This window comes from Mesoflavibacter sp. (assembly GCF_964226795.1).
Lineage (GTDB): Bacteria > Bacteroidota > Bacteroidia > Flavobacteriales > Flavobacteriaceae > Mesoflavibacter > Mesoflavibacter zeaxanthinifaciens.
Genome location: NZ_CAXQQP010000012.1, coordinates 24,680 through 39,450, shown reverse-complemented (window position 1 = coordinate 39,450; position 14,771 = coordinate 24,680). Strand labels below are relative to the sequence as shown.

At 30.2% G+C, this 14,771-nt stretch carries 11 protein-coding genes; 8 read left to right on the top strand and 3 right to left on the bottom strand.

The annotated features are described in order from the left end of the window. The first annotated feature begins 142 nt into the window (after positions 1-142). The 4 genes from eno (at position 143) to ACEQT4_RS10695 (ending at position 5,238) form a co-directional block, all read left to right on the top strand. A complete protein-coding gene (gene eno, locus ACEQT4_RS10710) occupies positions 143-1,435 on the top strand; it encodes a phosphopyruvate hydratase (protein WP_304141996.1) in 1,293 nt (430 codons plus the stop codon). Positions 1,436-1,609: 174 nt separating this feature from the next. Next, entirely contained in the window at positions 1,610-2,896 is a 1,287-nt protein-coding gene (locus ACEQT4_RS10705) for a citrate synthase (RefSeq protein WP_370227618.1), read from the top strand. Between the two features lie 64 nt (positions 2,897-2,960). Beyond that, the gene (locus ACEQT4_RS10700; protein WP_370227616.1) at positions 2,961-3,875 is read left to right on the top strand and encodes a dimethylarginine dimethylaminohydrolase family protein; all 915 of its coding nucleotides are present in this window, start codon (positions 2,961-2,963) and stop codon (positions 3,873-3,875) included. A 61-nt stretch (positions 3,876-3,936) separates the two neighbouring features. Next, positions 3,937-5,238: a hypothetical protein gene (locus tag ACEQT4_RS10695; protein WP_370227614.1), complete on the top strand. Its 1,302-nt coding sequence runs from the start codon at positions 3,937-3,939 to the stop codon at positions 5,236-5,238. A 64-nt stretch (positions 5,239-5,302) separates the two neighbouring features. Here ACEQT4_RS10695 and ACEQT4_RS10690 read toward each other — a convergent pair whose 3' ends face one another. The 3 genes from ACEQT4_RS10690 to ACEQT4_RS10680 form a co-directional block, all read right to left on the bottom strand. After that, positions 5,303-7,588, bottom strand: coding sequence for a TonB-dependent receptor plug domain-containing protein (locus tag ACEQT4_RS10690; protein WP_370227612.1), 2,286 nt, complete (start codon positions 7,586-7,588; stop codon positions 5,303-5,305). Then, a complete protein-coding gene (locus tag ACEQT4_RS10685; RefSeq protein ID WP_370227610.1) occupies positions 7,581-8,474 on the bottom strand; it encodes a FecR family protein in 894 nt (297 codons plus the stop codon). The genes ACEQT4_RS10690 and ACEQT4_RS10685 overlap by 8 nt, the downstream gene beginning before the upstream one ends. 75 nt (positions 8,475-8,549) lie before the next feature. Continuing rightward, the gene (locus ACEQT4_RS10680) at positions 8,550-9,065 is read right to left on the bottom strand and encodes an RNA polymerase sigma factor (RefSeq protein ID WP_370227608.1); all 516 of its coding nucleotides are present in this window, start codon (positions 9,063-9,065) and stop codon (positions 8,550-8,552) included. A 143-nt stretch (positions 9,066-9,208) separates the two neighbouring features. Here ACEQT4_RS10680 and ACEQT4_RS10675 point away from each other — a divergent pair, with 143 nt between their 5' ends. The 4 genes from ACEQT4_RS10675 (at position 9,209) to ACEQT4_RS10660 (ending at position 14,770) form a co-directional block, all read left to right on the top strand. Continuing rightward, complete coding sequence (locus tag ACEQT4_RS10675) at positions 9,209-11,608, top strand: hypothetical protein (protein ID WP_370227606.1); 2,400 nt, start codon at positions 9,209-9,211, stop codon at positions 11,606-11,608. 132 nt (positions 11,609-11,740) lie between these two features. Next, positions 11,741-13,069 carry a signal recognition particle protein gene (gene ffh, locus ACEQT4_RS10670; RefSeq protein WP_027880179.1) on the top strand — a complete coding sequence of 443 codons (1,329 nt, stop codon included), beginning with the start codon at positions 11,741-11,743 and terminating at the stop codon, positions 13,067-13,069. Between the two features lie 73 nt (positions 13,070-13,142). After that, a complete protein-coding gene (locus ACEQT4_RS10665; RefSeq protein WP_027880178.1) occupies positions 13,143-14,033 on the top strand; it encodes a bifunctional 5,10-methylenetetrahydrofolate dehydrogenase/5,10-methenyltetrahydrofolate cyclohydrolase in 891 nt (296 codons plus the stop codon). Between the two features lie 41 nt (positions 14,034-14,074). Beyond that, complete coding sequence (locus ACEQT4_RS10660; protein WP_370227603.1) at positions 14,075-14,770, top strand: TIGR02206 family membrane protein; 696 nt, start codon at positions 14,075-14,077, stop codon at positions 14,768-14,770. Position 14,771 lies beyond the last annotated feature (1 nt).

Genomic DNA, 14,771 nt, shown 5'->3' with positions numbered 1-14,771 from the left:
AAGGCAACGAATATTAAATTTCGTTGCCTTATTTCTTTTACTAAAACGATATAGATTAAATTTTATGTATTTCTCACTTTAAAGCTGTTTATAGTGAGATTTTAAACTTAAATTTGAAGATAATTAACTAAAAATTAAATATATGAGTATTATAATTAATGTTCACGCAAGACAAATTTTTGATTCAAGAGGAAATCCAACAGTAGAGGTAGATGTTGAAACAGAAAACGGGTTTTTAGGTAGAGCAGCAGTTCCTTCTGGTGCTTCAACAGGAGAACATGAAGCGGTAGAGCTTAGAGATGGTGGCGATAAATATATGGGTAAAGGTGTAACTAAAGCAGTAGATAATGTTAATAATATTTTAGCAGAAGAACTGCTTGGTGTCAACGTTTTTGAACAAAACTATATTGACACATTAATGTGTAAAATAGATGGTACACCTAATAAATCTAAATTAGGTGCAAACGCTATTTTAGGTGTGTCTTTAGCAGTAGCAAAAGCAGCAGCAGCAGAATTAGGTATGCCTCTTTACAGATACGTAGGTGGTGTTAGTGCAAACACTTTACCTGTTCCAATGATGAATATCATTAACGGTGGATCACACAGTGATGCTCCAATCGCATTTCAAGAGTTTATGGTTATGCCTGTAAAAGCAAAAAACTTTTCACATGCATTACAAATGGGAACAGAAATATTCCATAATCTTAAAAAAGTTTTACACGACAGAAACTTAAGTACAGCAGTAGGAGATGAAGGAGGTTTTGCTCCAACACTAGACGGTACAGAAGATGCATTAGACACAATTGCAAAAGCTGTTAAAAATGCAGGTTATAATTTAGGAGATGATGTAATGATTGCATTAGATTGTGCTGCTGCAGAATTTTATGTAGATGGAAAATACGATTACTCAAAATTTGAAGGTGAAACAGGAAAAGTAAGAACAAGCCAAGAGCAAGCAGATTACTTAGCAGAATTAGCAGGTAAATATCCAATTATTTCTATAGAAGATGGTATGGACGAAAACGATTGGGAAGGTTGGAAGTATTTAACTGAAAAAATTGGAGATAAAGTACAATTAGTTGGTGACGATTTATATGTAACAAATGTAGAGCGTTTATCTAGAGGAATTGACCAAGATATAGCCAATTCAATTTTAATTAAAGTAAACCAAATTGGTACTTTAACCGAAACTATTGCAGCTGTAAATATGGCTCATAATGCTGGTTATACTTCAGTAATGTCTCACAGATCAGGAGAAACAGAAGATAACACAATTGCAGATTTAGCAGTTGCATTAAACTGTGGTCAAATTAAAACAGGATCAGCATCTCGAAGTGACCGTATGGCTAAATACAATCAATTACTTCGCATAGAAGAAGAGCTAGGAGATGTAGCTTATTATCCAAAAGAAAAGGCTTTTAAAGTAAACAGATAATTACTTTTTCTTATAAAAACTATAGAAAACTCTCATCTAAAATGATGAGAGTTTTTTTTTGATAATAAATAACTATATCAATATAGCAAAATCCATGTTAATACGCTTTAAAAAACGGCTTAGTTTTCGTACTTTTACAGCACTTATTTTAACTAAATTATACAAATATTATATATGTCAAATACAGCAATTCTAGAGATTAATGGTGAAAAACACGAATTTCCATTAATTGTAGGTACAGAAAATGAAATAGGAATAGATATTAAAACACTTAGAGGTGTAACCGGTGGCGTTACAACAATAGACCCAGGATACAAAAATACTGGTTCTTGCGAAAGTGCTATTACATTTCTAAATGGTGAAGAAGGTGTATTAAGATATAGAGGTTATGCTATAGAAGATCTTGCAGAAAAAGCAGACTTTTTAGAAGTTGCTTACCTACTAATTTTTGGTAATTTACCAACACAAGAGCAGTTAGATAAATTTCATTCAGATATTAAGAAAGAATCTGTAGTAGATGATGATATAAAGAAAATACTTGATGCCTTTCCTAAGACAGCTCATCCTATGGGTGTTTTAGCATCTTTAACAAGTGCTTTAACAGCGTTTAATCCTTCTTCTGTAAATGTAGATTCAGAAGAAGATATGTACAATGCTATTGTTAAAATCTTAGGTAAATTTCCTGTGCTTGTAGCATGGACAATGCGTAAAAAGCAAGGATTGCCATTAAATTATGGTAGTGAAGATTTAGGTTACGTAGAAAACATTTTAAAAATGATGTTTGAAAAACCTAACAAACCATATGAGCAAAATGATATTTTAATCAATGCATTAGATAAATTATTAATCTTGCACGCAGATAATGAGCAAAACTGTTCTACATCTACAGTTAGAATTGTAGGTTCTTCTCACGCAGGTTTATTTGCTTCGTTATCAGCTGGTATTTCTGCTCTTTGGGGACCACTTCACGGTGGAGCAAATCAAGCAGTTTTAGAAATGCTTGAAGGAATTAAAGAAGACGGTGGTGATACTAAAAAATATATGGCTAAGGCAAAAGACAAAGAAGATCCTTTCCGTTTAATGGGCTTTGGTCACCGTGTTTATAAAAACTTTGATCCAAGAGCAAAAATCATTAAGAAAGCTGCAGACGAAGTTTTAGGAGACTTAGGTGTAGAAGATCCTGTTTTAGATATTGCAAAAGGATTAGCTGAAGAAGCATTAAGCGATGACTACTTTGTAAAACGTAAGTTATATCCAAACGTAGATTTCTATTCAGGAATTATCTATAGAGCAATGGGCATACCTGTAGAAATGTTTACAGTAATGTTTGCTTTAGGACGTTTACCAGGTTGGATTGCACAATGGAGAGAAATGCGTTTACGTAAAGAACCAATTGGACGTCCAAGACAAATTTACATTGGTGAAAACCATAGAGAATTTAAATCTATTAACGAAAGATAGAACTAATATAACTTTTAAAACAAGCTTCATAATTATTTATGAAGCTTTTTTATATATTTAATTTATGCTACAATTAAACGTAAAAAACGAAACATCTAGGCTTCGAGCTGTAGTTTTAGGAACCGCAAAAAGTAATGGTCCAACTCCAAAAATAGAAGAAGCTTACGACCCTAAATCTTTAGAACATATTAAAGCAGGAACATATCCAGTTGAAGAAGATATGGTAAAAGAAATGGAAGCTGTCGCAAAAGTTTTTGAAAAATATGATGTAAAAGTATTTAGACCAGAAATAATAGAAAATTGTAACCAAATATTTGCTAGAGATATAGCTTTTGTAATAGACGATGTGTTTGTTAAAGCAAATATTCTTCCTGACCGTGAAAACGAATTAGAAGCAGTACAATATGTAATAGATCAAATAGATCCAAATAAAGTAATACGTCCACCAGAAGAAGCTCATATAGAAGGAGGAGATGTCATGCTTTGGAATGACTATATTTTTATCGGGACTTACAGAGGAGAAGATTATTCAGATTATATAGTTGCTAGAACTAATGAAGCAGGTGTAAATTATATCAAAGAAAAATTTCCTCATAAAAAAGTAAAGAGTTTCGACTTAAATAAATCCCAAACTAACCCTTACGATAATGCGCTGCATTTAGACTGTTGTTTCCAACCCATAGGAACAGATAAAGCGATCTTACATAAAGAAGGGTTTAGAGATGAAACTGAATTTGAATGGTTACTAAATTTCTTCGGAAAAGAAAGCTGCTTTATTATTTCTAAAGAAGAAATGTACAATATGAATAGCAACATTTTTTCAATTTCAGAAGATGTTATCATTTCAGAAAAAAACTTTACACGTTTAAATACTTGGCTTAGAGAAAAAGGTTTTACTGTTGAAGAAGTGCCTTATGCCGAAATAGCTAAACAAGAAGGCTTGTTACGTTGTAGTACAATGCCATTAATAAGAGATTAATTTTATTTGTAACTGTAAGATATTTCTTTAATTTTGAATTTTTAATCAATAAATTCAAATCATGAAAAAACTTACATTATTATTATTTTTATTAACTGTATCCGTAAAAGCTCAAATTACTTATGAAAGAGGATATTTTATAGATGAAAATGATAATAAAACAGAATGTTTAATAAGAAACTTAGATTGGTCTAACAGTCCAGATAAGTTTATTTATAAATTAAACGAATCGTCAAATTCTCAACAAAAATCTATTAGTTCTGTAAAAGAATTTAGGGTTTATGATACAGACCAATATTATATTAAACATCTTTTAACTCAAGATTTAAAAGACCTTGAGAATAAAATTATTAAAAGAATAGATAATTATATTTTTTTAAAAGTACTATTGATCGGTAAAGCATCTCTTTATAAGTATCAAAACGAAGAAGATTATTTTTTTTATAGTATAGAAGGACAAGCTCCGGAATATTTAAGTCATACAAAATATTTAAAAGAAAAAAATAAGGTTGTAGAAACTCATGACTATAAAAAGAAACTTTATGAAGTTTTATTATGCGATAATTTTACAATGAAAACATTTACAAAGTTGAATTATAGAAATGATGCATTAGTAAATCTTTTCGAAAAATATAATAAATGTATAGATCAAGAATTTAATCAGATATATAAAAAAAGAACAAAAACTATCTATAGATTAAAAGCATTAGGAGGATTAAGTACATATTCAAAAATATCAAATAATTATACTTATAAATATGAATATGGATTAGCACCAAGTACAGGGCTTGATGATTATAGTGTAACAAAAACCTCTGAAAAAGATGTCAATTTTGAAGGAGGATCAAGTATTGCTTTTGGTGTTGAAGCAGAAATTGTCTTACCTATTCAAAGAAATAAATGGAGTGTTTTTATAGCACCTAACTATCAAAATATTTCTAATACAAAATTTGAAGAGTATTTTACACAAGAAGATGGATTAATAGATTTTTCGTACAGATCAAATATATCTTACTCTTTCATAGAGCTACCAATTGGTTTAAGAAATTATATTTTACTTAACGATAAACTAAACCTTTTCCTTCAAGTTGCTTATGTCAGAAATTTTATTTTAAGTTCAGAATATAATCAAGAATTAATACTAGAATCAACGTTTCTTCAAGATTACAATTACTCGATTCTTTCAAAAGAAAACGAAACCAAAAAAAATTCAAGCTTTTTTATTGGTATAGGATGTGAGTATAATAAAAAAATGTCATTGGCTATTAATTACTATCTTTCTAAAAAACATAAGGTAAATGATGAGTTCCAGTCAGATATTAAAGGAGGTATTTCATTAATAGCGACTTACAACATATTATAATTTGTAATAAATTATAGTTATATAAAAAGATAAAAAAACCACCTTTTTTAGGTGGTTTTTTAAACTAAAATCTAATCTTAAAGCTTACATTAGGCGTTATTCGTAAAGATTCATTTTCAATTTTTAAAATTTCTCCGTCATTAATAGTATAGTAAGTATTTATAGTATTTTTTTTGTTTAAAATATTCCAGATAGAAGCACCTAAAATGGCTCTGTTGGTTCCTAAGTTAAACTGATATGTTGCCGAAAAATCTGCTCTTAAATAATCATCTAACCGACTATTGTTTGGAGAGTTATAAATGATAGTGTTATTGTTTGAGTCTTCGTAATTTGGTGTTGTAAAAGGTCTACCAGAATGCCAATTTAAACCTAAAGCTAATTTTAAATCATCAAGAGTAAAAGTACCTGCAAAATCAATAACATGAGTAATGTCAAAGTTGTTAGGGAAAGAAGCTCCTTCATTCAAATCCTCAAAAGTGTAATTGTTTTTAGAGTAGCTATAGCTTAACCAAGTACCAAATTTTTGAAATTGCTTATTTATTAAAAGGTCAACACCTTTAATTTCATAATCACCAATTGCATTTACAAATTGATACTGATTTTGAAAACCTTGACTACGTGTAGTAATACCGTCTACGTGTTTAATAAATGCTTCTGCAGTAACTAGTAATTTATTTTTGTTATATGATAAACCAAAGCTTGCTTGTTTACTTTTTACAACCGGAATTGTTGTGTTGTTTGCTAGTACCCAACGACGTTTTTCTATACCTAAAAAGTCTTTTTGTAAATCTATAATTTGAGTGGTGCTTTGACTTTTATACTCAGCAGAAAGTTCTGCTCTAAAATGATTTAAAAACCTCTGGTTTATGTGTAATCTAGGTTCAACTAGATGTAAATTAAATTTTTTAAAATAGTTATCTCTAACTCCTAATCTAGCCGAAGTATTTTTATTTTTAGATTGAAAGTGAGCTTCTACAAAACCAGAATACGTCCTAATAACACGTTTAATATAACTTCTAAATACTGGGTTATTAACATCTTCTAGGTTACTTATTCCTACTTCTGTAAATTGGAAACCTCCATTAATATTAATACTTGGACTTAAGTTATAATTAACATGTAACTTTAAACCTCCATCAACTACTTCATTTTCCTGAATCAGGCGTTGATTATTTAAAACATCAAAGTTAGTTGCATCCAAGTCGTAATTAGAATAATAGATTTGCGCAAAGGTATTAAGCTTCTTATTCCATTGTCGCTCGTAAGTTATTCCAGTAGCTATGTTATGCTGTTTTAATTGACTGTTAAAAGTTTCGTTGGTTGTATTAATTGTTGCTTCTTCGTTATAATCTAAAGCATTATAAATATTTAAAAAGTTGAATCTTATTTTATCTTTTTCAGTTAAATCATAAAGAAATTTTACAGCAGTGTCATAAAAGTAAAAATGTTCATCTTTAGAAACGGCTGCATCTTCTGTATTAGTCAAATCAGTATCTTGAAAAACTCGATCAAAATAGTTGTTGTAAGTTGGTGTGTCTAAAACATCTGTTACAGATCGTCTTGCTGCAATTTGAATTTCAGTCTTTTTGCCTAACGGAATTTTAGCATATCCGTCTGCACTAATCAAATTAAGTCCCATACCAATATTGCTGTCAGAACTTATTTTGTCTGATAGTTGCATATCTACAATACTTGATATACCATCGCCATATTTGGCACTACTCCCGTTTTTAATCACAGAAATTTTATGTGTTAATTGCGGATTAAAAGCCGAAATCAATCCAAAAAAATGTCCAGATTGGTACATTTTAATTCCATCATAAAGAAATAGGTTTTGATCATGTGTACCACCTCTAACATTAATGTTTGATACAGTTTCGTCTACGCTTAAAACACCAGGTAAAGCTTGTATAGTTTGTAATACATCGGCTTCTATTAAACCTGGTAAAATGCCAAATTGTTTTGGTTTTATACTTATGTTTCCGGTGTTGCTTTTAGATATACCAGACGTTAAATAATTTGTAATTGTAACTTCTTCTAACTGTTGGACAGATGTGTGTTCTTCTTTATCATACTTAACTATGGTATAAAATTGTTGATCAATTTTGTTAAACTGAAGATTGGTTTTTAAAGAGATTTCATTTAAAATATGATCTAAAGAATTTTCTGTAGAAATGTCTATTAATAGTTTTTTTACATCTTTATCTGCGTAAGAAAAACTTACTTTATGTTTAGCTTCAATTAAGGATAAAACTTCTGTTAGTGGTCGTTTTTGGTTTTGAGAAAAACCATTAAACAAACACAAAAAATATAAGATTATATATGAATAAGTTTTAAGGTTGTTACTCACGCTTTAATATTATGGTTTGATTAGATTTTTTGTAAGTAAGTTGTAAAGGTTGAGTTATTGATTTAAGAGCCAAGTCAAGATTATCATGCGTAAATCTACCTGTAAATAATAAGTCGGTATTAATGTTTTTAGCTTCAACTTTTACGTTGTACTGTCTTTCAAATTCGGCAATAACTTCTTTTAAGGGTAAACTTTTAAATGCACTTGTATTAGATAACCATTGTGGTTTGCTATAATCAGTTTTATTATTAATAACCAAATCGTTTAATACTAAAAACGATTCACCTGGTTTGATTTTGGTTTTGTTATTTTTATAAGTGACTTGTACTAAACCTTCGTAGCAGGTTACTTCAAAAAAGTTATTACGCTGTTTTACATTAAACTCAGTACCTAAAACAGTTACTGTACCAGTTATAGTGTTTACGTTAAATGAGCTTCCTTTTTCAACATCAAAAAAGGCTTCCCCTTTAAGGGATATATTTCTGTTGTTTTTCCAGTCGCTTTTGTTAAATGTTATGCTTGATAAAGCATTTAAATTTACTTTGGAATTATCTGGTAAGTCTATATCAATTTTTTCTGAAAAATCTGTAGTAAAAGTAGTATCCAATGTTGTGGTATAATAATATGCACCAAAACATAAAACTAGGATAGCAGCAATTTTTAATATAGGTTGTAACCAATTGGTGTTGCTCTGTTTTTTTGTTTCTATTTTATGTAGTACCATTTTTAGGGCTTCATCTTCATTAAATTCAGTAGCTTTAAAACCTTTAGAATAGTTAGATAATTTGGTAAGTGCTTCGTAATCTTCAAGCGCTTTAAAAGCTTCTAACTCTTTAGGAGTTAAACTATTGTCTAGCCATTTTTTTATTAAATATTCTTTTTCCATAAATTTTACTTCAATAATATAACAAGTTGGATTTTAAAATTCCTACCTTCACTTTAATCTTTTTAATTAATAATCTTATAAACCTTCTATTTCTTTTCTTAATTTTTTTAAAGCTCCATAAATACGTTTTTCTACTGCTTTTGTACTTATATCTAAAATTTCAGCAATCTCTTTAAAGCGTTTACCTTCTGTGCGATTCATCAAGAAAGCGACACGTTCGGCTTCGGTAAGATTTGCAATAGCGTTTTCTAATTTTTTTCGGTATTGATTTTCTTCCATTAAAAATTCAGGACTTTCGTTGCTATGCTCTTTCGGTTTATTTTTTTGATGTTTTAAAACTACTTTTTGGTGTGCAGCCTCGTTAAGCATTAAGTTATTAGCAATAGTGTAGACGTAACTTTTTGCTTTATTTGGTGGTACTTTTTTACAGTTTTCCCATAGTTTAATAAAAGCGTCTTGAACTTTATCTTGTGGGTTTAATCGTTCTCCAAACTTATAATATAAAAAGTCATGTAAATTTTTAGAATGCTTTTTAAAGAAGACTTTAAATAAATTTTGATTGCAAATATTTTTATGTAAATCTTCAGACATTAGATTGGTTATTAGTGATTTCTAAAAAAAAGAAAAATTTTTTAGAAACCCAAGGTAGGAATTTTTTAAACATATCTGTTTTATAATTGAAGCGTGGGAAAAACAAGCTTTGAAAAGAAAATATCAATTAAAAAACTACAATTATGAAATCGACCATTAATTTTTTTAAACTAAAACACTTTGTTTACTTGTCGTTTTTAGCATTAATGCTAACAATGTCTTGTCAAAACGAAGAAACCGAAATTATCAATCCTTCAAATGAAGATATAATTGAAGGCGACTCAACAGCTGCTAACTTAATGTTAAGAATGGCTTCTAATGATGGTTCTGAAGATAATATAGTAGATTATGCCAACTGTTTAGAAGTTGTATTGCCTGTAACTGTTACGGCAAATGGTGTTACAATTACAATACAAAGTGTAGCAGATTATAGTCAATTAGAAAATATTTTAGATGCTTTTACTAATGATGATGATCAGGTAAATATTACATTTCCAATTACTGTGACTTTAAACAATTATACAGAAATTCTAATTACTAGTCAGCAAGAATTAGAAGAGTTAATTGACGATTGTTTAGGAGAAAACGAAGATGATGATGATATAGAATGTATTGACTTTGTATATCCAGTATCCTTTTCAATTTATAATACAGATTTTCAGGTTATCAATACAGTGACAATAAATAACGACGAAGCTTTATATAACTTTTTAGAAGATTTAGACGGACCAATTTTAGCAAGTTTAGACTTTCCTGTAACATTAATAACCGCTTCAGGAAACACTGTAATTGTAAATAATAACCAAGAATTAGAAGTAGCTATAAGCGATGCAGATGGTACATGCGACGAAGATGATGATTACGATTGGAATGACGATGACAATAACTGTACAGACGAAAATGTAGAACTAAACCTAAAAGAATGTTTATGGGATATTTCAAACTATAACAATTCTAATGTATTTAGCGATTATTACATAGATTTTAATACCAATTACGAATTTTCTGTTTTAAACGATGCTGGTAATATAATTCATGATGGTAGTTGGTCAGTAACTCAGGACGGAGCAATCATAACTTTAAATTTTACAACAGATTGGGAAGACTTAGCAGGAGATTGGACAATTGTTAATTGTGATGATGAAGACGAGTACAATTTAGATAACGGTCAAATCACAATGCAAATAGAACAAGACTGTACTGTTAGCAATAATCCATTAGGTTGTTTAGAAGCTAATGATATTGTAAAGTGCGACGAAAACAATGATGGACTAGAAACGTTCAATCTTTATGAAGGTTTAAGTGATATTGATGGTTGTACAATATCAAGTCCCGTACAAGTAAGCTTTCATGAAACTATAGTAGATGCAGAAACTAATATTAATGCTATACCAAATGTAACCGCATATAGTAATATTTCAAGTCCTCAAACTATTTATGTAAGAATAGAAGTGCTAAATAATCCAAGTCAATTTGAAATTTTAGAATTAGGCTTAATCTTAGAAGATTGTAGTTTAAATTGCACAGAATCAGATGTAAACTCATATTTACAAACCTGTGTGTGGAATGTAGTAAACCTAAACGGAAGTGATAATCTACTCAATTTCAACTTAACTTTTGAAGATAATGCAGATATAGCAATTACAGATACAGATAATGCTAATTCTTACAATGGATATTGGAATGTTACAGAAGAAACTTCTGGCGAAATTATTTTAGAATTAGCCAATATTTCAGGTCCAAATATCCAAGCAATATCAGATTATTGGAGCTTGATTGAGTGTGATTCAGACAGATTAAAATTTGAAAATGCAAGCGGAGAATATCTAATTTTAGAACAATTACCATGTTACACAGAAGCAGATTTATTTAATACAATAACCGAGTGCGATTGGACAGTATATAGCTACATTAATACAGGTGTAGACCAAACTAGTACATATGCTGGGCAAACATTCACTTTTAATGAAAATGAATTTGTTTATGCAGTAGAAGGAGAAACTGTTAACTACGGAAGTTTGTCTGCAGAAAATACAGCTAGCGATCAATTAGTAGTATTATTTGCAATGCAAGGAACATCTTCAGGATTAGGCGGTTATTACACCGTAACAAGTATAACAGAAGATTATATTATTTTTTCAGCAAATGGAACAACTTTAAAGCTAGAAAAAGAATGTAATAACACCACAGATGGAGATGTTGATCAGATACAAAACTGGTTATATGATGGTGTTTGGCAAATTACATACTCTACTATGGAAGGCGTAGATAACACATCAGATTACTCAGGGATAACTTTTAATTTTTCTGCAGGAGCAAACATTCAAGCAAACAATGCAGGTACTATAACAAATCTACAAGGCGAAGTGGTTAGAGACGAAAACAGTAATTTAAGATACGTAATTAACTACTTAGGAATTTTTCCTTACTGGCAAATGGATGACGATTGGTACATTACAGAAGTTAATAGTAATAGACTAGAATTGCATCATGTTAACGATGATAATAACAACGAATTTGTTTTTGTTATTGAAAAAATGTAAATCCAAATTAGAAATTATATTAAAGACTGTCTTAAAAAAGGCAGTCTTTTTTTATTCAATTAAATCACATTAAGACTTTACAAATACGCTACAAATTGCTATTTTTGTGCTTCTTAAAAAAATAGGAAAATTATGTTTAATAATTTAAGTGAAAAGTTAGATAAAGCATTACACGTATTAAAAGGTCACGGTAGCATTACAGAAGTAAACGTTGCAGAGACTTTAAAAGAAGTAAGACGTGCGCTTTTAGATGCCGATGTTAACTATAAAATTGCTAAAGATTTTACTAAAACAGTAAAAGAAAAAGCACTTGGTCAAGACGTATTAACAACGTTACAACCAGGACAGTTAATGGTTAAAATCGTTAAAGACGAGTTAACCGAACTTATGGGTGGTGATGCAGAAGGTATTAACATGTCTGGTGCGCCAACTGTAATTTTAATGTCAGGTTTACAAGGTTCTGGTAAAACTACCTTTTCGGGTAAACTAGCTAATTACTTAAAAAACAAAAAAACAAAAAAACCTTTATTAGTCGCTTGTGACGTATATCGTCCAGCAGCGGTAGATCAATTACACGTAGTTGGTGATCAAATAAAGGTAGATGTTTATAGTGATAAAGGTAACACAGATCCAGTAGCAATTGCTCAAGCAGGTATTGCGCATGCAAAAGCAAATGGACATAATGTGGTAATTATAGATACCGCAGGTCGTTTAGCTGTAGATGAAGCTATGATGACCGAAATCTCTAACATCCATAAAGCTATACAACCACAAGAAACACTATTTGTTGTAGACTCTATGACAGGTCAAGATGCTGTTAATACAGCAAAAGCCTTCAACGATGTATTAAATTTTGATGGTGTAATCTTAACCAAATTAGATGGTGATACACGTGGTGGAGCCGCAATTTCTATTAAATCTGTAGTAAATAAACCAATTAAGTTTATTGGTACAGGAGAGAAGATGGAAGCAATCGATGTCTTCTATCCTTCACGTATGGCAGATCGTATCCTTGGTATGGGTGATGTTGTGTCTTTAGTAGAAAGAGCTCAAGAACAGTTTGACGAGCAAGAAGCAAGAAAATTACAGAAGAAAATAGCTAAAAATCAATTTGGTTTTGACGATTTCTTAAAACAAATCCAGCAAATCAAAAAGATGGGTAACATGAAAGACCTTATCGGAATGATACCAGGAGCTGGAAAAATGATGAAAAATATAGACATAGATGATGATGCTTTTAAAGGTATAGAAGCAATAATTCATTCTATGACTCCAAAAGAACGCGCTAATCCTTCAATTATAAATGCAAGTAGAAAAAAACGTATCGGAAAAGGCTCTGGTACATCTGTTCAAGAAGTCAATCAGTTACTAAAACAGTTTGACCAAATGAGCAAAATGATGAAAATGATGCAAGGTGGCGGCGGAAAACGTATGATGCAAGCAATGAAAAACATGAGGTAACTCATGTTTTTTTGTTTTAAAAACAAACAGTAAAATAAGTTAAATTACCAATATTAAATAACAACAACACAACATGACAATTCTTGACGGAAAAAAGGTAAGTAACGACATAAAAAACGAAATTAAAGCTGAAGTCGATAAGATGAAAGCAAATGGCGAAAAAGTGCCACATCTTGCTGCAGTAATTGTAGGTAATGACGGAGCAAGTTTAACCTACGTAGGAAGTAAAGTAAGAGCTTGCGAACGTGTAGGATTTGAATCTACAATGGTACGTATGTCTAATACAACTAGCGAAATTGAATTACTTGATAAAATAGAAGAGTTAAATGAAAATGATGATATAGACGGATTTATCATTCAATTACCATTACCGCCGCAAATAGATACTCAAAAAGTTTTGATGGCTGTTCACCCAGATAAAGATGTAGATGGGTTTCATCCTATGAATTTTGGTAAAATGGCTTTAGATATGTCAACCTTTATTCCTGCAACTCCATTTGGAATATTAGAACTGTTAGATCGTTATCAAGTAGACACAAAAGGTAAGCATACTGTAGTTATTGGTAGATCACATATTGTTGGAAGACCGATGAGTATTTTAATGGGACGTAAAGGTTTTCCTGGTAATTCAACTGTTACCCTAACACATAGTCATACTAAAAACATTACACAAATTACAAGTCAAGCAGATATTATTATTTCTGCATTAGGTGTACCAAATTTCTTAAAAGCCGAAATGGTAAAAGACGATGCTGTAATTATTGATGTTGGTATTACACGTGTTCCGGACGAAGAAGCTGCTAAGGGTTATGTTATTACAGGAGATGTAGACTATGAAAATGTAAGTAAAAAAGCAAGTTTTATTACGCCTGTTCCAGGTGGAGTAGGACCAATGACAATTGCAATGCTACTTAAAAACACTTTATTAGCAAGAGAACGACACAGAAAAATAAATAAAAAATAAATGTCTATTTTTAAAACCTGAATTTAATTCAGGTTTTTTTTATGCCTTTAACTCAACGTGTTTTATTTGGAAGTTTAGAACATATACTTCCTATTGTTATTGCTGTAATAGCTACAATTGTTTTAATTCGATTTGCCTTAAATCAAAATACAATAAACCAAAACAAAATATTTAAATATTTAGGTGTTTTTGTTTCTGGCTTTATAGCAGTGTTTCATTTATATCAGATTTGCTTTGGATATTATGATGTGACATCAGACTTACCTTTGTTTCTGTGTAGTTTTATGGCTTTATTCATCTTTATTTTTACAACATCAAGAAGGTTCTGGTTGTTTGAGATATTATTGTTTTGGATAATTTTAGGTACATCTCAAGGTGTTATTACACCAGATATAGAAGTTGGTTTTCCTTCTTTTGACTATTTTAGATATTGGATTGTTCACTTAGGGTTACTAACCATTATCAGTTATGCAATTGTAGTTTTAAAGATGAAACCTAAGTTAAAAAGTGTTTTTAAATCCTTTTTAGTATTACAACTGTATATGGTTGTTTTAATGGTTATAAATTACTTTTTAGAAGCTAATTATTCTTATTTAAATAAAAAACCAATCTCGGGATCTGTGTTAGATTATTTAGGAGATTGGCCTTATTATATTATCAAAGTACAGTTAATCTTAGTACCTGCATTTATGTTAATTTATTTTCCTTTTTATATCGTAAGTAGAAAGAAAAACTAAA